Annotated in this window: 17 protein-coding genes, 1 pseudogene and 1 riboswitch; of the genes and pseudogenes, 12 read left to right on the top strand and 6 right to left on the bottom strand. The window is 68.7% G+C overall.

Translation table 11 applies throughout. The features are described from left to right. Positions 1-20: 20 nt before the first annotated feature. Both ACFVTE_RS07605 and ACFVTE_RS07610 read left to right on the top strand, forming a co-directional pair. Positions 21-761: a hypothetical protein gene (locus ACFVTE_RS07605; RefSeq protein WP_387098786.1), complete on the top strand. Its 741-nt coding sequence runs from the start codon at positions 21-23 to the stop codon at positions 759-761. 102 nt (positions 762-863) lie between these two features. Further along, positions 864-1732: pseudogene (locus tag ACFVTE_RS07610) on the top strand (DUF4031 domain-containing protein). 25 nt (positions 1733-1757) lie between these two features. Here ACFVTE_RS07610 and ACFVTE_RS07615 read toward each other — a convergent pair. From ACFVTE_RS07615 to ACFVTE_RS07625, 3 genes are read right to left on the bottom strand one after another with little or no spacing between them, the layout of a single operon-like run. Beyond that, complete coding sequence (locus ACFVTE_RS07615) at positions 1758-2159, bottom strand: YccF domain-containing protein (protein ID WP_387098788.1); 402 nt, start codon at positions 2157-2159, stop codon at positions 1758-1760. A gap of 59 nt (positions 2160-2218) precedes the next feature. Then, positions 2219-3421: an MFS transporter gene (locus ACFVTE_RS07620; RefSeq protein ID WP_387098790.1), complete on the bottom strand. Its 1203-nt coding sequence runs from the start codon at positions 3419-3421 to the stop codon at positions 2219-2221. A gap of 7 nt (positions 3422-3428) precedes the next feature. Beyond that, a complete protein-coding gene (locus ACFVTE_RS07625; protein ID WP_387098792.1) occupies positions 3429-4025 on the bottom strand; it encodes a phosphoribosylanthranilate isomerase in 597 nt (198 codons plus the stop codon). A 105-nt stretch (positions 4026-4130) separates the two neighbouring features. Here ACFVTE_RS07625 and ACFVTE_RS07630 point away from each other — a divergent pair, with 105 nt between their 5' ends. From ACFVTE_RS07630 to ACFVTE_RS07650, 5 genes are all read left to right on the top strand, one after another. Next, positions 4131-4775 (top strand): HutD family protein, encoded by a 645-nt coding sequence (locus ACFVTE_RS07630; RefSeq protein WP_387098794.1) that lies wholly within the window; start codon positions 4131-4133, stop codon positions 4773-4775. A gap of 43 nt (positions 4776-4818) precedes the next feature. Further along, on the top strand, positions 4819-5349 hold the full coding sequence (locus ACFVTE_RS07635) for a ferritin (protein WP_387098796.1): 531 nt from the start codon (positions 4819-4821) through the stop codon (positions 5347-5349). Positions 5350-5460: 111 nt separating this feature from the next. Then, positions 5461-5528, top strand: a riboswitch (guanidine-III (ykkC-III) riboswitch). 9 nt (positions 5529-5537) lie between these two features. Then, on the top strand, positions 5538-5861 hold the full coding sequence (locus ACFVTE_RS07640; protein WP_387098798.1) for a DMT family transporter: 324 nt from the start codon (positions 5538-5540) through the stop codon (positions 5859-5861). After that, positions 5861-6232 carry a DMT family transporter gene (locus ACFVTE_RS07645; RefSeq protein WP_387098800.1) on the top strand — a complete coding sequence of 124 codons (372 nt, stop codon included), beginning with the start codon at positions 5861-5863 and terminating at the stop codon, positions 6230-6232. Before ACFVTE_RS07640 ends, ACFVTE_RS07645 begins: the two co-directional genes overlap by 1 nt. Before the next feature lie 27 nt (positions 6233-6259). Then, positions 6260-6910, top strand: a complete 651-nt coding sequence (locus ACFVTE_RS07650; RefSeq protein WP_387098802.1) for an MBL fold metallo-hydrolase — start codon at positions 6260-6262, stop codon at positions 6908-6910. 86 nt (positions 6911-6996) lie between these two features. Here the strand turns inward: ACFVTE_RS07650 and ACFVTE_RS07655 are convergent, their stop codons facing one another. After that, the gene (locus ACFVTE_RS07655) at positions 6997-8865 is read right to left on the bottom strand and encodes a DEAD/DEAH box helicase (protein WP_387098804.1); all 1869 of its coding nucleotides are present in this window, start codon (positions 8863-8865) and stop codon (positions 6997-6999) included. Between the two features lie 630 nt (positions 8866-9495). Here ACFVTE_RS07655 and cycA point away from each other — a divergent pair. The 5 genes from cycA to ACFVTE_RS07680 all read left to right on the top strand — a co-directional run bounded on the left by cycA (position 9496) and on the right by ACFVTE_RS07680 (position 15232). Further along, on the top strand, positions 9496-10983 hold the full coding sequence (gene cycA / locus ACFVTE_RS07660) for a D-serine/D-alanine/glycine transporter (RefSeq protein ID WP_387098806.1): 1488 nt from the start codon (positions 9496-9498) through the stop codon (positions 10981-10983). 247 nt (positions 10984-11230) lie between these two features. Then, positions 11231-11578, top strand: coding sequence for a molybdopterin oxidoreductase (locus ACFVTE_RS07665; RefSeq protein WP_387098808.1), 348 nt, complete (start codon positions 11231-11233; stop codon positions 11576-11578). Continuing rightward, positions 11578-14091 (top strand): nitrite reductase large subunit NirB, encoded by a 2514-nt coding sequence (gene nirB, locus ACFVTE_RS07670; RefSeq protein ID WP_387098810.1) that lies wholly within the window; start codon positions 11578-11580, stop codon positions 14089-14091. The genes ACFVTE_RS07665 and nirB overlap by 1 nt, the downstream gene beginning before the upstream one ends. Then, positions 14088-14417, top strand: coding sequence for a Rieske (2Fe-2S) protein (locus ACFVTE_RS07675; protein ID WP_387098812.1), 330 nt, complete (start codon positions 14088-14090; stop codon positions 14415-14417). The genes nirB and ACFVTE_RS07675 overlap by 4 nt, the downstream gene beginning before the upstream one ends. A gap of 101 nt (positions 14418-14518) precedes the next feature. Further along, positions 14519-15232 carry an SAM-dependent methyltransferase gene (locus ACFVTE_RS07680; protein ID WP_387098814.1) on the top strand — a complete coding sequence of 238 codons (714 nt, stop codon included), beginning with the start codon at positions 14519-14521 and terminating at the stop codon, positions 15230-15232. A 141-nt stretch (positions 15233-15373) separates the two neighbouring features. On the opposite strand, the gene ACFVTE_RS07685 is transcribed toward ACFVTE_RS07680, so the two are convergent. After that, complete coding sequence (locus tag ACFVTE_RS07685; protein WP_387098816.1) at positions 15374-16783, bottom strand: MFS transporter; 1410 nt, start codon at positions 16781-16783, stop codon at positions 15374-15376. Between the two features lie 2 nt (positions 16784-16785). Beyond that, positions 16786-17820: an Lrp/AsnC family transcriptional regulator gene (locus tag ACFVTE_RS07690; protein WP_387099019.1), complete on the bottom strand. Its 1035-nt coding sequence runs from the start codon at positions 17818-17820 to the stop codon at positions 16786-16788. Between the last annotated feature and the right edge of the window lie 97 nt (positions 17821-17917).

The raw sequence follows: 17917 nt of genomic DNA on the forward strand, positions 1-17917 counted from the left end.
ATGATAGTGAGGACTACCAAATGAGCAAGCTGAAGAAACTGGGCACCCTTGGCACCGTCGGTGTCCTGATCACGGGCGGGCTGATGCTCGGCTCGTCTCCCGCCAACGCTGTGACCTGCAGCAATTCGACAACCCTGCCCACCAACTCGATGACCGGCACTACGGTGGCCGCCACAGGCTTCGAGGCGGCATCCTTAGCCCCGTTCGTGGCCTCGACGGCGACCACCGGAACCGCAACCGTCAGCACGTCCCAGCATTTCTCGGGCACCTGCGCCGCAAAGCTGCACGTGACCTCGGACTCCGGTTCGCTGGCCAAGCTGTCCGTCTCCCTGGGCTCCACTGCCGCCAAGCGCGCCAATGCCGACGGCCGGTTCAACATCACCACGGCGGGACTCGCGGGCAACGACGTCCCCTACCTGCGGTTCTTCTCAAACGGCACGCGGATCGCGGACATTTACCGCTATAACAGCAACGGGCAGCTTTGGCTGCGCGTCACGGCGCCCAATGGGACGTTCTCCTACACCAAGCTGAAGTCATCCAGCATTCCGCTGAGCACCTGGCACCGTGCCCAGATGGAGGTCACGGCCGACGGCAGCGCCTCCACCATCAAAGTGTGGTTTGACGGAGTGCTTGAGTTCTCCAGCAGTGCCGTGAACCTCGGGGTCACGAGCCTGACTCACGTGCAGCTTGGAGCGGAGCACTCCCGCCAGATGGGCGACGAGTACATCGACAGCGTCATCGTCAAGAAGGCGTCGTCCTAACGGAAGGAGGTCTTACGGCACGGCAGGCGGTGGCCGGTAGTACGCCTGCCGTGCCGTGCTGCGCTTAGCAGGCGGGCGCGGGCGCAGACTAGACTCTCCCCCATGGCCGTCTATCTCGATCCGCCGCTCTGGCCTGCCCACGAAACACTGTTTTCGCACCTGATTTCGGATACCTCCCTGGCGGAACTGCACGCCTTCGCCCATGCCGCGGGCATCCCGGAACGGGCCTTCGACGGCGACCACTACGACGTGCCCCAGCGCCGCTACGACGATCTGGTGGCCGCCGGCGCCATCCCGGTGGAGGCGCGGGTCCTGGTCCGGAAACTCATCGCCAGCGGGCTCCGGATTCCGGCCCGCAGCCGCACGAAGTCCCTCAAGACGCCCCTGCTCAACCGCTGGAACACGGTAATGCCCGGCCATGACGCCCTGTTCCTGGACCTGCTGGACCGCTGGAGCGAGAGCCACCGCAGGTACCACGGCTGCACCCACCTGCTCGCAGTGCTGGAAGCGCTGGACCTGCTCACCGAACCTGCCCGGCCGCCGCGGACCGTGGTGCTGGCTGCCTGGTTTCACGACGCTGTCTACCGGGGAGCCGCCGGCCAGGACGAGGAGGAATCCGCCCTGCTCGCCGAACTTCGGCTCACCCAGGCCGGGCTTCCGCCGGCCGACGTCGACGAGGTGGCGCGGCTGGTCCGGCTCACCTCTGATCACCGGCCGGAGGCAGGGGACGACGACGGCGCCCTCCTCTGCGACGCGGACCTGTCGGTTCTGGGCGGGGAACCCGAGCCCTACGCCCGGTACGTAGCCGCCGTCCGCGAAGATTATGCGCACATCGGCGACGCCGATTTCGCGGCCGGAAGGGCCGCCGTCGTCCGCCAGTTGCTGGCGCTGGACCCGCTCTTCCACACCGAACGGGCCCGCGGGCTGTGGCTGGCCGCGCCCGCAGGAACCTGCAGGGCGAACTGGCCTGACCGGCGCCGGCCTGCGTTTGCGGGGTCAGCGGTAGGCGGTGATGAACGGCCGGTCCGTGGGAACGATCTGCTTGCCCAGCGGCATCAGCGAAACCGGGATCAGCTTCAGGTTGGCGATGGCCAGCGGGATGCCGATGATGGTCAGGGCCATGGCGACCGCCGTGACCACGTGCCCGATCGCGATCCAGATGCCGGCCACCAGCAGCCAGATGACGTTGCCGAGCAGCGAAAACACGCCGTTTCCACCCGGCTTGTCCACCACCATCCGCCCGAATGGCCACAGCGTGTACGACGCGATCCGGAAGGAGGCGATCCCCCAGGGGATGGTCACGATAAGCAGGCAGCAGATGATGCCGGCGGCGAAATAGCCGAGCGCCAGCCAGAAACCGCCGAAAACCAGCCAGATGATGTTCAGGATTGTCTTCATCCGTCCATTCTGCCGGTCACGGAGCCCGAAGCGCCTCGGGATCTGCCCTGATTTAACCCTTAACCTTCAGCCCGCGGACTTTCGTTCCGGGGAACGTCCGCCCCTGCGCTGAGGCGCGGGACCCCCGCGGCTGCGACCAGCAGCGCGAGCAGCCCCAGGCCCAGCGGGAGCGAGGCAGCGGTGGCGACCGCCCCCACCAGGAGCGGGCCGCCGGCGTCGCCGAGTTCGCGGCCCAGCTCGGCCGAGCCCATGGTCCGGCCCATCCGTTCCTTCGGCGTGCTGTCCGCCAGATGCGCAAAGCCCAGCGGGGTGGCCGCACCGACGCCGGCGCCAATCACCGCCGCGGCGATGAAGATGCTGACCGGCCCCGGCGCTACTGCCACGAGGGCCACCCCGGCGGCGGTGAGCAGCAGGCCGGTGCGCATCCCGCCGGCGTCCCCGATGCGGTGCATGTCGCGCATCGCGCCGATCCGCGGCTGGACCAGCAGCGAGGCGACAGCCAGCACGCTGACGGCTGCGGTGCCGGCCACGGGATCCAGGCCGTGCTGCACGGCGAGGGCCGGGAGGAAACCGATGGCCGCCCCCATGGCCCCCATCGAGGCCGCCAGCACCAGGGTGGGCACCAGGAACCTGCGCTCGGCTACCTGCCGTGCCAGGTCCAGCACGGAGTACCGCTGGCGCGGGAGCGGTGGCAGGTGCGGCACGGCGAGAAGGACCCACAAGGCGGTGGCCGCGGCCAGTACGGACAGCGCGCCGAACAGCAGCGCGAAGCCGCCGGCGGCAATCAGCCCGGCACCGAGCAGCGGGCCGATCACATAGCCGAGGCTCTTCCAGGACCCGTACCTGCCGAAGAAGGTCCCGGCGTTTTTCCCCGCCGAGAGCCGGGCCACCATCGCCGAAGATGCCGGCGAGAACGCCGAGGCGGCGGCCCCCTGGCCCAGGCGGGCAAGGCCCAGCAGCAGCGGGTTGGCGGCCCACAGACCGATCAGGGACAGCGCGGCGAAGCCGATGAGTCCGCCGACGATGACCGGCTTGGCCCCGATCCGGTCGCTGAGCGCGCCAAAGACGGGCTTGAGGAACACCTCGGAGATGTCGTAGACGGCCAGCAGGATCCCCAGGTTCAGCAGGGTCAGGCCGATGTTGCCGCTCTGGGCGCCCATGCCGGCGGCAATGCTGTGCGCGCCGAAGGCGGTCACGAATCCGGCAGCGTAAAGGGGGGCCGCGGGCGTACTGGCGCCGCGGACCGTAATTGACGGTGTCACGGGGCAGTCAGCCTTTGGCGGCCGTCACGAAAGCCCTGATCCTGGCCAGGTCCTTCACTCCCCTGCTTTGCTCGACGCCGGAGGAGACGTCCACGCCCCAGGCCCCGGCATCGCTGGCGGCCTGGGCCACGTTGGCGGCGTCAAGGCCGCCGGCCAGGAGCCACTGCCGTCCGGCCAGGCCTTTGTCGCGCACGGAACCGTAGTCCCAGGCCTCGCCGGAACCGGGAACCGCAGCGTCAATGAGCAGCAGTTCCTCGCCCCAATCGGCAAACGCCTCTTGTTCGGCACCCATGGTGACGGCGCGGATGACCTTCATGCCGGCGTCGTGCGCTGTTTTGACGTCATCGGGTGTGCGCTCACCATGAAGCTGGATCCAGTCCAGCCCGGCGGCGCGGGCGATGGCCACGGCATCGGCGGCCGGTTCGGAACGGAAGACGCCGACGGCGGCCACGCCGTCGGGCACCGCCTTCACGAGCTTGGTGACCTGCGCGGGCGACACCACGCGGGGGCTGGCCGTCAGGACAAAGCCGACGGCGTCCGCTCCGGCTTCCACGGCCTCCCGGACAGATTCAGGCGTGCTCAGGCCGCAGACTTTGACGAACATTCACCGGCTCCTTGTTGTTGAAAGCGTCGCCCTCGACCGCAGCGATCCGTCGCCGACTTTACGCGGGGAGGGAGTGTGCGGGCAACGCGCGGATAGGCTGGGCTGATGCAGATCATCCGCTTTGCCGACCTCAAACCCCAGCCCTGGAGCAACGGCGGCGGGGTCACCCGCGAGCTTGCCAGCCACAGCGGAGGCACTTCAGCCGGCACCGCTGCAGCTGAAGACGGGGCGTGGGACTGGCGGGTCAGCATCGCCGACGTCACCAGCGCCGGCGAGTACTCCGCCTTTCCGGGGATGGAGCGGGTGCTGACCGTAATCGAGGGCGAACTGCTGTTGCTGGCCGTGAACGGCACCGAGCACCCGCTGGAGAAATACCGGCCCTTCCGGTTCCCTGGCGGCGCGGCCTCCTCGTCGGCCCTGCCCACCGGGGATGTCCGCAACCTCAATGTCATCGCGAGGGAGGGCGCCTTCAAGGCGTACACCTCCATCATCGAGCTGTCCAAGAAACGGGCCCATCCCGTCTTCGCGGGCCAGCTGGGCATCCTGCTGCAGGGACAGGCCACGGTCAGCACCGGGAACGCCGGCAGCCCGGGGAACGGCGGGCCGGACGCCGGGTCCGGCGCCGCGCCGGACGGCGCCCCCGTTCCGCTCGGCCGCTATGACGCAGTGGCCGGCTCGGACAGCGAAACCCCGGAAATCCTGGGCCGCGGGTTCCTGGCCGTCGTGTCCATCGATCCGGTAACGGGCTAGCGGCTCTGGTCGCCGGGAGGTGCCGGAACCTAGACTCGGTGCCATGACGAAATCAAAATTCAGTGATCTCCTGCTGCTGCAGATAGGCAATGAATTCGCGGCCTCGCAGCAGTACATTGCCGTGGCGGTCTGGTTCGCCAACCAGGACCTCCCCCAACTGGCCAGGTACTTCTACCGGCAGTCGGTTGAGGAACGCAATCACGCCATGATGATGGTCCAGTACATGGTGGACCGGGGCGTCGCCGTCACCATCCCGGGGGTGCCCGCCGTCCGCAACGACTTTGCTTCGGTAACGGAGCCGCTCTCACTCGCGCTCCAGCAGGAGAAGGAAGTCACCCGCAGCATCGAAAGCCTGTTCCGCGCCGCCCGGGCCGAGGATGACGCGCTGGGCGAGCAGTTCATGCTCTGGTTCCTCAAAGAGCAGGTGGAGGAGGTCGCCTCGATGACCACCCTCCTGAACATTGCCGAGCGTGCGGACAACACCTTCGACATCGAGAACTTCGTTGCCCGTGAAACCATCGGTGACGGCGGCCGCGATGCCGCAGCACCGGAGGCAGCCGGCGGCAAGCTCTGACTGAGCTTCGCCCAGCGCAAGCTGCCGGCGGCGCCCCCTAACGCATGCGCCGCGGGCGGTGAGTTTTGCCACCAAGGGTGGCCGCCGCCGTCGGGCGTTGCTAGGGTAAGTGCCAAGGTCCCCTTCCCCGGACCTCCGGACGACGGTTCAGTACCCGGTGCGCGACAAGACTGGCCAAAGGATCTGTCATGTCGTGGTTCATCCTCATTCTTTCCGGCGCCCTCGAGGCGGTGTGGGCGGCAGCGCTGCACCGGGCGTCCCAGTCAACGGGCCGGCGCCGGATCGCGGCCGGGGCGCTCTTCCTCGTCGCCGTCGTGGCCAGCACCGCAGGCCTCGGCATCGCGATGCAGTCCATTCCCACCGGCACCGCCTACGCGGTGTGGGTGGGCGTGGGTGTGGTGCTGACATCCGCCTACGCGATCGTCGCCAAAGTTGAACGGCCGACGGCGGCGCGGCTGCTGTTGCTCGGCGGTATCGCCGCGTGCGTGGTTGGCCTGAAGGCGGTGGCGTAATGCTCGCGAAGCCCGCCACGGCCTGGATCATCCTGCTCGTCTCTGCCGTCCTGGAAGCTGTCTGGGCCACGGCACTGGGCCTGTCCGACGGCCTGACCCGCCCCGTTCCTGCCGTTGTCTTCGTCGTGACGGCCGCGCTCAGCATGCAGGGGCTGGGCATGGCGGTGAAGCACATCCCGCTCGGCACCGCCTACGCGGTCTGGGTGGGGATTGGCGCGGCTCTGACGGTCGGCTGGGCCATGGCCACCGGCGTCGAGCCCTTCAGCCTGCTCAAGGTGCTGTTCATCGCGGGCATTGTGGGATGCGCGGCCGGACTCAAGATGCTGCCGGCGGGTCCTGCCCGCCGGCGCGGGGCTGACCGGGCTCCCTAGGCTGGGACTCCTCCCTAGACTGGGCACATGGACAGCCTCATTCACTCACTTCAGGACATCACCATCCGCCGGATCTCGGTCAGCGAGATGGACAACAACGTGTATCTGCTGACGGCCAAGAAGTCCGGGGCGCAGCTGCTGATCGACGCCGCCGACGACCTGCCGGCCATCCAGGGCCTGCTCGCCGACGCCGCGGCGGACACCACCGGGGAGCCGAAGCTGGCGCTCATCGCCACCACGCACCAGCACTGGGACCACGTGCGTGCGCTGCCGGGCCTCGTTGAAGCCACCGGAGCCAAGACCGCCGCGGGCACGGACGACGCCCCGGAACTGCCCGTGAAGGTGGACGTGCTCCTGGACCACGGCGACGTCGGGAACTTCGACGGGTTCGACGTCACCGCCGTCCACCTGCGCGGCCACACTCCGGGTTCGGTGGCGCTGGTCTACCAGGACCCCGAGGGACCGGCGCACATTTTCTCCGGCGACTCCCTGTTCCCGGGCGGCGTGGGCAACACCCAGAAGGATTCCGGGCGGTTCAACCAGCTGATCACGGATGTCACCGAGCGGATCTTCGACGTCTATCCGGACGACACCGTGGTGCACCCGGGCCACGGCAAGCCCACCACGCTCGGCGCGGAACGCCCGCATCTTGACGAGTGGCGCGCCCGCGGCTGGTAGCGCTGCGCTTGGTGGTCTGCGCTACGAAAAATGCCGGCCGCTACGGGAATTCCCGTAGCGGCCGGCATTTTGCGCGTCGCCAGGTGTTAGCGGCTGCGGCGCTCGTTCGACGCCGGGGCCGACGCGCGGCGCGGGGCCTTCCGGGCCGGACGGCCGTCACCGGAGCGGCCGTTGCCGCCCGAGGAGGAACCGCCTGCGTAGGATCCGCCGGACGTGCCGCCGGTGGTGGATGACCAGACGGCCTTGGAGCCGCCGGTCTTGCTGCCGGCAGCGGCGCGCTGTCCGGTGGCCGGACGTCCGCTGCGCTGGCCGCCGCTGGCCGGGCGACCGGTGCCGCCACGGGGGGCATCGCTGCGGGTGAAGCGGGAATCGCCCCGGCCCTCCGCTGCACGCCCATCCGAACCGCGGCCAGCCGATGAACGGCCACCAGCAGCAGGAACATCGTTGCGGTGCGTCGACGCGGTGCCACGGCTCCGTGCGTTGCGGCGGGCTGCCGCTGCCGCAGTGGCGCGGTCCTCGTTCTGTTCAATGATGCGCTCGGCAGCATCGCGGGCAGCGGCGCGGCCCTCGTAGGCTGCTGCACGGCGTTCGGCGCGCGGCAGGTCCGTGCGGGGAGCGTCTGCGGACACCCGCCCGCGGCCGCCTCGCCCGCCCCGGCCACCGGCCGTGGGTGATGCCTGGCGGCGTGCGCGCTTGCGTTCGGCGTTGGCACCGGTGGACTTGCCGCCGCCCTGCTGTGGTGCCTTGGCCGCGAGGAGCGCGGCGCGGGTCCGGGGGTCCACCTTGTCGGCGATCTCGCCCACCAGCTCGGCGACGATCGGCGAGCTGGCGGTGACCCGCTCGAAGGTGACCTCGACGCCGGCGGCCTTCATGAGCTTCCGGACGTCCGTCTGCTGCTCGGGCAGGGTCAGCGTGACGACGGTGCCGTCGGAACCAGCGCGGGCGGTGCGGCCCGAGCGGTGCAGGTAAGCCTTGTGCTCGGTGGGCGGGTCAACATGGATGACCAGTTCGACGTCGTCGACGTGCACACCGCGGGCGGCGACGTCGGTGGCCACCAGGACCCGAACCTCGCCGGAGGAGAATTCGGCAAGGTTGCGGTCACGGGCGTTCTGCGAGAGGTTGCCGTGCAGGTCGACGGAGGGGATCCCGGCGTCGGTCAGGGTCTTGGCCAGCTTGCGGGCGTGGTGCTTGGTCCGCATGAACAGCACACGGCGGCCGGCGCCGGAGGCCAGTTCAACGATCAGCTGCTTCTTGACGGTCTGGTCGTTGACCACCAGCACGTGGTGCTCCATGGTGGTCACCGCTGCCTGCGGATCGTCCACGGAGTGGGTCAGCGGGTTGGACAGGTAGCGCTGCACAATCTTGTCCACGCCGTTGTCCAGCGTAGCGGAGAACAGCAGGCGCTGGCCCTGGCTCGGGGTCATGTCCATGAGCTTCTTGACCACGGGCAGGAAGCCGAGGTCGGCCATGTGGTCGGCCTCGTCCAGAACCGTCACTTCGACGGCTTCGAGGGTCAGGATGCGCTGGCGGATCAGGTCCTCCAGCCGGCCCGGGCAGGCGATGACAATGTCGACGCCGGCACGCAGCGCCTTCTCCTGGCGAGCCTGGGAGATGCCGCCATAGATCACGGTGGTGTTCAGGCCCATGGCCTTGGCCAGCGGCTCGATGGTTGCGTTGATCTGGGTGGCCAGTTCACGGGTGGGTGCCAGGACCAGGCCCATGGGGCGGCCGGGCTTGCGGAAATAGGCGGCTTCGCGCTCGGCGAGGCGGGCCACGAGGGGAATGGCGAAAGCAATGGTCTTACCGGAGCCGGTGCGGCCACGGCCCAGGACGTCGCGGCCGGCCAGGGTGTCCGGCAGGGTCTTGACCTGGATGGGGAACGGGGATTCGATGCCCTGGGCTGTCAGGGTCTCGGTGAGTGCCTTGGGCGTGCCGAGGGCAGCAAAAGTAGTCATATGCGTTTATCAGGGTCTTTCAGGCGGTATCCAGCGGATATCGGCCCCCGACGCCGGTTGGCCCAGGGGGTCGCCGAAGAAAAGTCAGGTGGTCAACCGGGCTGCCGCCAGTGTTCAAACAGCGGCCGCCGGGACCAATAGCGTTCATCGACGCAGGATGTGCCTCTCACATGAAAAAAGCCCACCATAAGCGGGCATCACTGCACATCAAGTCCCACTAGTCTACCATCCGGGCGCCGGGGGCCCTATTTGCCCCTTCAGGGCGCCGCCCGATCATGCGTGACGCAGCTCACGGGCAACAATGGACGACATTTGGGACTGGCATGCTGGACATATGTCGAAGACTATTGCGGCGTCGCGCGTCCACCGCGAATTTCCCGCTCACGGAGCTGATTCCCGGCTGGACTGCGGGAATGCGCTTTTCCGGCCGCGCCACCCTGCGGGGCACGCGGGCATGCAGCCCGCCTCCCGTCGGGCGTACCGGCTGGCCGGTACGCATATTCAGCGTTGCGCCGCTCATAGTCTTAACACCATCCAATTTGTTAGTTCCGTCACATCTCCGGCGGACCGACGCGGCCGGCACGGCAACCTCGCGCACCTGCCGGCACCTGTGACAAGGAAGAAGACTTGATGTCTGAACGCACCACCAGCATTTCCGTTCAACCCTCCACAGAACGTGCTGAACCCGGCCAGAGCAGGGAACCGCACCTCGCCCGCGGACTTGGCAACCGCCACATCCAGCTCCTGGCCATCGGCGGTGCCATCGGTACCGGCCTGTTCATGGGCTCCGGCAAGACCATCTCCCTTGCCGGCCCGTCCGTCATCTTCGTGTACATGATCATCGGCTTCATGCTGTTCTTCGTCATGCGGGCCATGGGCGAGATCCTGCTCTCCAACCTGAACTACAAGTCCTTCAGCGACTTCGCCGGGGACATCCTCGGCCCGTGGGCAGGCTTCTTCACCGGCTGGTCCTACTGGTTCTTCTGGGTGGTGACGGGCGTGGCCGACATCGTGGCCATCGCCGGCTACGTGGACAAGCTCGCCCCGGGCACGCCGCTGTGGATCCCGGCACTGATCACACCCGTGGTCCTCATCCTGCTGAACCTTCCCACGGTGAAGGCCTTCGGCGAGGCGGAATTCTGGTTCGCCATCATCAAGGTCGTCGCCATCCTCGCCCTGATCGCCACCGGCGTGGTCATGATCGCCACCAATTTCACCTCGCCGGGCGGCGCGGTGGCCAACCTGGCGAACATGTGGAACGACGGCGGCATGTTCCCGCACGGTCTTTTCGGCTTCATCCTCGGCTTCCAGATCGCCATCTTCGCGTTCGCCGGCATTGAACTCGTGGGCACGGCGGCCGCCGAAACCAAGGACCCGGAAAAGAACCTCCCCCGGGCCATCAATTCGATCCCGATCCGCGTCCTGCTCTTCTACGTGGGCGCCCTGGTGGTCATCATGGCCGTCAACCCGTGGCGCAGCATCGACCCCGCCAGCAGCCCGTTCATCGGCATGTTCACACTCGCCGGCCTGGGGATCGCCGCCGTCGTGATCAACCTGGTGGTCCTCACCTCGGCTGCGTCCAGCGCCAACTCCGGCATCTACTCCACCTCGCGCATGGTCTACGGCCTGGCGCAGGACGGCAACGCCCCGAAGGCCTTCGGCAAGCTCAGCGTCCGCAAGGTTCCGCAGAACGCGCTGCTGTTCTCCTGCATCTTCCTGCTGGCAGGTCTGGTCCTGCTGTACGCGGGCGACTCCGTAATCGGCGCCTTCACCATCGTCACCTCCGTGGCATCGGTGCTGACCATGTTCGTCTGGTCGATGATCCTCGTCAGCTACATCGTGTTCCGCCGCCGCCGGCCGGAACTCCACGAGGCGTCCGCCTTCAAGATGCCGGGTTCGGCCTTCATGCCCTACGTGGTCCTGGCGTTCTTCGTGTTCATGCTCGTGGCGCTGGCCCAGGCCGAGGACACCCGCCTCGCACTGGTAATTGCCCCGGTATGGTTCCTGCTGCTGGGCGCCGCCTGGTACTTCAACCGCCAGACGCCGCTGCAGCAGGCCCGGATCGAGGAATGGAAGGCCGGGAACAGCCGCGTCCCCGCTGCGGCCGCCAACTCCTAAATCCGCATCCCGGAAAACCGCGCTGCGTCCACCCAGGTGGCCCGCGGCGCGGTTTTTCTTTGCCTCATTCCCGGCCGGCCCCGTCAAGGTGCACTCCGGGAACCAGGTGCACCCAGGGCGACGGTGAGGAAGGTGTTAAGCGGAAATTACACAGGCAGCCGGGCGCTGTAACACGCGCGGCGAAGGATGGACTCATGCAGGGCTGATGGCAGCGGCCGCAGCGTCCCTCCGCCGAAAGGATCCGACCGTGATCTTGAAGAACATCTTCCTTCAGGGCATCTTCCCCTTCGACGGAGCCGGGCTCGAAAAAGCCGTCCCCATCCACAGCCAGCTCTCCCGTTTCGTCCCCGACGGGGTCATCAACCAGACCCTGTACTTCCGCGGCGGCAACTCCTCCGCTGAACTGATCACGGTTGTGCTGATGCGCGACGGCATTCCCATGCGGTACTTTCCCATTGCGGCCAAGGGCGACGTCCACGTGCCGCTCCGCGTGGTGGAAGACATCGACGGCGGCTCGCTGATCGAACTGCGGCTGCTGGCGGACACGGGCGTCACCGGATCCGTGGTGATCGACATGGGCATGGTGGAGCACTGATGACCGCCCTCGCCAGCCGCTCCGCCCGACGCGCCCCGGATGACACCCGGCGCCGTCTCGTCGTGATCGGCAACGGGATGGCAGGCGCCCGGGCGGTCGAGGAAATCCTTGCCCGCGGCGGCGCCGTCCAGCACAGGATCACCATGTTCGGCGACGAGCCCTACGGCAACTACAACCGGATCATGCTCAGCCATGTCCTCTCCGGCGAGGAGGACGCCGGCGGCATTTTCCTGAACTCGCTGGCCTGGTACCGGGAGAACGACATCACGCTGCATGCGGGCGTCCGGGTGGAAAGGATCGACCGCTTCGCCAAACTGGTGTTCTCCGACGACGGCCGGGCCACCCCGTATGACGTCCTCATCATCGCCACCGGCAGCCGCTCGTTCATGCCGGCCCTCGAGGGTCTCTACACACCGGGAGGGCGGCTGCTGCCCGGCGTGTTCGCGTTCCGCACCATCGACGACACCAGGGGCATGGTGTCCTACGCCCGGCAGGACCACCACCGCCGCGCCGTCGTGATCGGGGGCGGACTGCTGGGGCTGGAAGCCGCGCGGGGTCTGCAAAGCCATGGCGTTGGCGTCGACGTCGTCCATTCCGGCGCGCACCTGATGAACGCCCAGATGGGCCCCGATGGCGGCGCCGTCCTGCGCCGCAGTGTCGAGGCATTCGGCATCAGGGTCCACACCAGCAGCCGGACCACGGCTATCCTGGGCGGCGACAAGGTGCGCGGCGTCCGGTTACGGGATGCGCCGGACATCGCCTGCGACATGGTGGTGGTGGCCGCCGGAATCCGCCCCAACGTGGAGGTGGCCGTGACCAGCGGCCTGCCGGTGGAGCGGGCCATCGTGGTGGACGACCACATGCGCGTCCCCGACGAGGACGAGATCTACGCCGTCGGTGAATGCGTCCAGCACCGCGGCGAGGTGTACGGCCTGGTGGCGCCGCTCTGGGAGCAGGCCGCCGTACTGGCCGACCACGTCACCGGAGCCAATCCGAAGGCAACGTACCTGGGCTCCCGTACCGCCACGAAACTGAAGGTGGCCGGCGTCGACGTCGCGTCCATGGGACTGCACGCCCCGGAACGGGACACCGACGAGCACGTGGTGTTTTCCGAGCCCAGCAGGGGTGTATTCAAGTCGATCGTGATCCGCGACAGCAAGATCGTCGGCGCCACGCTGCTCGGGGACAGCCGCAAGGTGGCCTTCCTGACGCAGGCGTTCGACCGCGGACTGCCGCTGCCAGAGGAACGGGTCTCGCTGCTGTTCGATCTCGGCGCCCCCGGCGAGGAGGCGGGCGTGGCCGAACTCGACGGCGACGCACAGGTCTGCAACTGCAACGGCGTCAGCAAGCAGGCGATCGCGGACACCGTGCGGGGCGGCTGCACCACGCTGTCCGGCGTCATGGACGCCACCCGGGCCGGCAAGGGCTGCGGTTCCTGCAAGCTGCTGGTGCGGCAGGTGGTGGAATGGGCCGCCGACGGTGCCGTGGCGGAGGACCCGGCGGCGGCCTATTACGTTCCCGGCGTGCCGCTGGAGAAGGCCGCGCTGATGGCGGAGATCCGAGGGCAGGGCCTGCGGTCTGTGTCCGCCGTGTTCGCGGCGCTGGCTCCGGGCGGCATCGAGGACGCCAAATCGAAGATGGGCCTGGCGTCCCTGCTGAAGATGATGTGGGCCGGTGAGTACATCGACGAGCGCGATGCGCGGTTCGTCAACGACCGCGTCCACGCCAACATCCAGCGCGACGGGACGTTCTCGGTGGTGCCGCAGATGAAGGGCGGGGTGACCTCTCCGGAGCAGCTCCGCCGGATCGCCGACGTCGCGGACAAGTACAGCATCCCGCTGGTGAAGCTGACGGGAGGGCAGCGGATCGACCTGCTCGGTGTTCCCAAGGAGGACCTGCCGAAGGTCTGGGCGGACCTGGACATGCCGTCGGGCTACGCGTACGGAAAGAGCTTCCGCACCGTCAAGACCTGCGTGGGGCAGGAGTTCTGCCGCTTCGGCACGGGTGATTCGACGAAGCTGGGCATCGAGATCGAGTCGCGGTACCAGGGCATTGAGTCACCGGCGAAACTGAAGCTCGCGGTGTCCGGCTGCCCGCGGAACTGCGCCGAATCGCTGGTCAAGGACGTGGGGGTGGTGGCGGTCGACGGCGGTCGCTGGGAAATCTACGTCGGCGGCGCCGCCGGCGCCCACATCCGGAAAGGGGACCTGCTGGCCACCGTGGACGATCCCGCGGCCGTGACGCTGCTGGCCGGTCGGTTCATGCAGTACTACCGTGAACAGGCCAACTGGCTCGAACGCACCTATTCCTTCGTGCCCCGCGTCGGAATTGAGCACCTCCGTGCGGTGATCGTGGACGACGCGGAAGGGGTCGCCGGCCGGCTCGATGAGGCGATGCAGCGGTCCGTCGACAGCTATGCCGACCCGTGGGCCGAGCGCAACGATCCCTTCACCCCCGGCCAGTTCCGCACGTCGCTTCCGCTCGAGGTGCTCCCCCGGGTGCCGGTCCGATGAGCGCCGGTACGATGAGCGCCGGGCTGCACGTCCTGGGGCCGGTGGACCAGATCCCGCCGGGCGAGGGGCGGGCGTACGGCGTGGCCGGGGAACAGATAGCGGTGTTCCGGCTCCGGGACGGTTCCCTCCGCGCAGTGTCGGCTGTCTGCCCGCACAAGGGAGGGCCCATCGCCGATGGCACCATCGACGGGGACGTGGTGATGTGCCCGCTGCACCAGCACGTGTTTGAGCTGGAGACGGGCTGCTCCACCACCGGGGCCGGGCCCCTGCGCAGCTATCCGGTGTTCACCGACGAGTCAGAGATCGTGGTGGTCCGGCTCCCCTGACGCGTTCCCCAACTGACTCGCAGTTGTTGTCGTTTTGAGGCTTCAAAACGACAACAAGTGCGAGCTAGTTGGGCAGTGGATTCTGTGGCAGGGTATTCCCCATGGACCACGAGGGGCACGACGGCGCCGCGCGCCATTGGGACGATCTGTACCGGAGCAGGCCGCGCGTGTGGAGCGGCCGGCCCAACCCGCAGCTGGTGGCCGAGGCAGCCGGACTCAAGCCCGGCACCGCCCTGGACCTGGGTTGCGGCGAGGGTGCAGATGCCCTGTGGCTCGCCGAGCAGGGCTGGACGGTGACCGCGGTGGACGTCTCCGCCGTCGCACTCGAACGGGCCGGGTTGCATGCCGCGTCCTCCCCGGCCGGAAACCGCATCACCTGGCTGCAGCGCGACCTTGACGCGTGGGCGCCGGAGGAGAAGTTCGACCTGGTGTCCGCCCAGTTCCTGCACTCCACCGAGGCGCCGTGGCAGCGGCCGCACCGGGTGGCGGCGGATGCGGTTCGCCCGGGCGGAACGCTGCTGATTGTCGGCCACCACTCCGACGGCCTGCCGCCCTGGCGGAGCCAGTCTGACGGCAGCCCGGCCGAGGAACACAACCACCCCCAGAACAACAAGGCCCACGAGCACGGCCACGCGGGTTCGGAGATGTTCTTCACGGCCGAGCAGGCCGCGGCCGAGCTCGGCATCGCGCCGCCCGCGTGGCGTGTGGAGGTCGCGGCCAGCCGGGGGCGGGAGGCCACGGGCCCGGACGGCCAGTCGGCCACGCTCGCCGACGCCGTCCTGAGGGCCACCCGCCTGCAGTCCCCGCCGGCCTAGCCCACCTCCGGCCCACCTCCCGCCGGCCCACCTCCCGCTCATCTGACCGGTTTCCTTCGAGTTTTTGTCCACGTATCGCGACTTCGAGGGGGTTAAGTCGCGATACGTGGACAAAAACTCCAAACGAGTGGGCGCGACCCGTCAGCGGGCGACGCGGGGCGCTATGGCGACCGCGGCTGCGGCGATCACCGCGGTCAGCACGAAGACGCCGGCGAAGGAGGCCGCCGTCGTCGTAAATGCCGTGAACACGATTCCCGTGGCGGCGAGCGCCAGGGCACCGCCGAGCGAGTCGGAAATGGACATCGCCGAGCTGTTGAAGCCCTCCGTGTCCGGCGTGGAAAGTGCCAGCGTCATCACGCTCAGCCGCGGATACGCAAGGCCCATCCCGCCGCCGGCAAGGACCCAGCCGGCAATCGCGACGGCGGGAGGCCAGCCAAGCGCGGTGGTCACCAGCGCCAGCGCAATCGCCAGCAGCACCATCACCGAGCCGACCCGCACGGCGACCGGGCTGCCGAGTCTGCCGCCCAGACGGCTCTGGACGCCCGACGCCGCCGCCCACGCGAGGGCACCGCCGGTCAGCGTGAGGCCGGCGAAGGTGGGCGAGAACGCGTAACGCTCCACGAGCAGGTACGGCAGGTAGACCTCGGCGCCGAAGAAACCGGCCGCAACCAGTCCGCGGATCAGGATCACGCTGGGCAGGCCCCGGCGGGCCGTTAGGGTGCCGCGCGGCACCAGCGGCCTCACGGCCAGCAGTGCAATGACGACGGCGGCCCCCGCCAGCAGCGGCCCGGCCGCCGGAAGCCCGGAGGACAGGTTCAGGCCGAGCACCGCCATCGCGGCCAGGGCAGCCCAGGCCAGCCGTCCCGGCGCCCAAGGCACCGGAGCAGTCGCCGGACCCGAATCGCCAACGGAGCCGTTCCCATTGCCGGACCCGTTCCCGTTCGCGTTGCCTGACCGGACGCCGCGCAGCGCGGGAAGCAGCATCGCCAGGGCCGGGAGCACCAGCACCACGACGCCGAGGAACACCCAGTGCCAGCTCGCCAACTGGGCCACCAGCCCGGCGGCGACCGGGCCGACGAGCGACGGGATCACCCACGCGGCGGAGAAGGCGGCGAAAATCTTGGGGTGCAGGACAGCCGGATAGACCCGTGCCACCACCACGTACAGGGCCACCGTCATGGCGCCGCCGCCCAGCCCCTGCACCAGCCGGCCCGCCACCACCGCCCACATGGTGCCGGCAGTGCCCGCCACCAGCAGGCCCACCGCGAAGACCGCCACGGAGGCGAGCAGCGGGCCAACGGGCCCGCGCCGGTCGGACCAGTTCCCGGCGCCCACCATGCCGATCACGCCGGTGGCCAGCGGGCCTGCGAAGGCGAGCGCGTACAGTCCGGCCCCGCCGAGCTCCCGGCTCACCACGGGCATGACGGTGGTGACGGCGAGGGACTCGAACGCGGCGAGAAACACCAGGGCACAGGCGCCCACCGTCACCAGCAGGTAGTGCCGGTGGAGGATCCCGGCACCGGGAGGGGCGGATACGGCAGATTCGCGCATGGTCAGCCCACCAGCTCCGGGGCGCCCGTGGTCACCGCGACAACGTCACCGCTGGCCGTCGAATCGGGATTGAGCATCCAGCCCACCCGCTTGACCGTCCGCAGCATCACCACGCTCTCCACCAGTTCGATGCCCGGGATGCGCTGCTGAAGGGCCAGCTCAGCGGTCATGACATCGGCAAGCGACTGCAGCCACATGATGATGACGAAGTTGGTGCGCCCGGTGGTGGAGGCGCTCAGCCGCACATTCCGGAAGCTGCGGAGCTCCTCGGCCGCAGCTTCATGCTGGCCGGGCGGGACGTTCGCGAACCAGTGGCAGGTCACCGGGAAGCCCGAATACCGCTGCGCAATCTCGCAGCGGAAGGACAGGACTCCGCTGGCAAGCACCCTGTTCAGCTGGCGCTGCACGGTGGCCGGATGCCGGTCCAGCGCCCTGGCGATTTCCGCCGCCGTCGCCCTTCCGTCCTTCGACAGGAACGGCAGGATCGCCAGGTGGCTGGCAGGCAGCGGCTCCCCCACCGCCGTCGAGGGTGCTGACGCCGCTGCCTCGGGACCGGCAAGGGCCCGGAGCGCCTGGAGCTGGCTGCGGTTGAGCACGCTGATGCGCCACGCGTAGGCGCCGGTGTGCAGCCGGGTGGCCAGTGAGGTCTGGTATTTGACCAGCCCCTCGATGGCATGCAGCTTCGAGGCCACGGCGGTGAAGTGCTGCAGGGAGCCGGTGATGACCGTCAGCATCAGGTCCCGGTTGCTCGCCGCCTCCTCCACGGTGACGATCTCAGGCACCGCAGCCAGCGCCTTGGTGACTTCAGCCCGGCGGTGCAGCTCGCACTCGACGTCGACGAAGGCGAGGCACATCTTCTTCGGATCCCCCATCGGATGCGCCGTCACCCAGGCGGCGCCCGCGGCGGTGAGGCGCTCCCACCGCGCGGCCAGGGTGGTGGCGTGCACACCCAGCACCTCCGCGGCGTCGGCCCAGCTCAGCCGCGGTGCGATCTGCAGGGCGTTGATCAGCGCGAGGTCCTCCTCCGTGACGTCCAGGGCCTTCCCTCCCGCACGCCCCTGCACGAATCCTGCATATCGGGACGAGCTTTTGCATTTTTCCAGCACTTAAGCCGGATGTGAAGCAGACCACTCC

This window comes from Arthrobacter sp. NPDC058097 (assembly GCF_042884885.1).
Classification (GTDB): Bacteria; Actinomycetota; Actinomycetes; order Actinomycetales; family Micrococcaceae; genus Arthrobacter.

Excerpts from the sequence above, each read along its gene's own strand:
- ACFVTE_RS07655 (WP_387098804.1), bottom strand. The coding sequence starts at position 8,865 with ATGACTACTTTTGCTGCCCTCGGCACGCCCAAGGCACTCACCGAGACC.
- cycA (WP_387098806.1), top strand. The coding sequence starts at position 9,496 with ATGTCTGAACGCACCACCAGCATTTCCGTTCAACCCTCCACAGAACGT.
- ACFVTE_RS07685 (WP_387098816.1), bottom strand. The coding sequence starts at position 16,783 with ATGCGCGAATCTGCCGTATCCGCCCCTCCCGGTGCCGGGATCCTCCAC.
- ACFVTE_RS07645 (WP_387098800.1), top strand. The coding sequence starts at position 5,861 with ATGCTCGCGAAGCCCGCCACGGCCTGGATCATCCTGCTCGTCTCTGCC.
- nirB (WP_387098810.1), top strand. The coding sequence starts at position 11,578 with ATGACCGCCCTCGCCAGCCGCTCCGCCCGACGCGCCCCGGATGACACC.
- ACFVTE_RS07615 (WP_387098788.1), bottom strand. The coding sequence starts at position 2,159 with ATGAAGACAATCCTGAACATCATCTGGCTGGTTTTCGGCGGTTTCTGG.
- ACFVTE_RS07640 (WP_387098798.1), top strand. The coding sequence starts at position 5,538 with ATGTCGTGGTTCATCCTCATTCTTTCCGGCGCCCTCGAGGCGGTGTGG.
- ACFVTE_RS07650 (WP_387098802.1), top strand. The coding sequence starts at position 6,260 with ATGGACAGCCTCATTCACTCACTTCAGGACATCACCATCCGCCGGATC.
- ACFVTE_RS07625 (WP_387098792.1), bottom strand. The coding sequence starts at position 4,025 with ATGTTCGTCAAAGTCTGCGGCCTGAGCACGCCTGAATCTGTCCGGGAG.
- ACFVTE_RS07675 (WP_387098812.1), top strand. The coding sequence starts at position 14,088 with ATGAGCGCCGGTACGATGAGCGCCGGGCTGCACGTCCTGGGGCCGGTG.
- ACFVTE_RS07630 (WP_387098794.1), top strand. The coding sequence starts at position 4,131 with ATGCAGATCATCCGCTTTGCCGACCTCAAACCCCAGCCCTGGAGCAAC.
- ACFVTE_RS07635 (WP_387098796.1), top strand. The coding sequence starts at position 4,819 with ATGACGAAATCAAAATTCAGTGATCTCCTGCTGCTGCAGATAGGCAAT.
- ACFVTE_RS07605 (WP_387098786.1), top strand. The coding sequence starts at position 21 with ATGAGCAAGCTGAAGAAACTGGGCACCCTTGGCACCGTCGGTGTCCTG.
- ACFVTE_RS07680 (WP_387098814.1), top strand. The coding sequence starts at position 14,519 with ATGGACCACGAGGGGCACGACGGCGCCGCGCGCCATTGGGACGATCTG.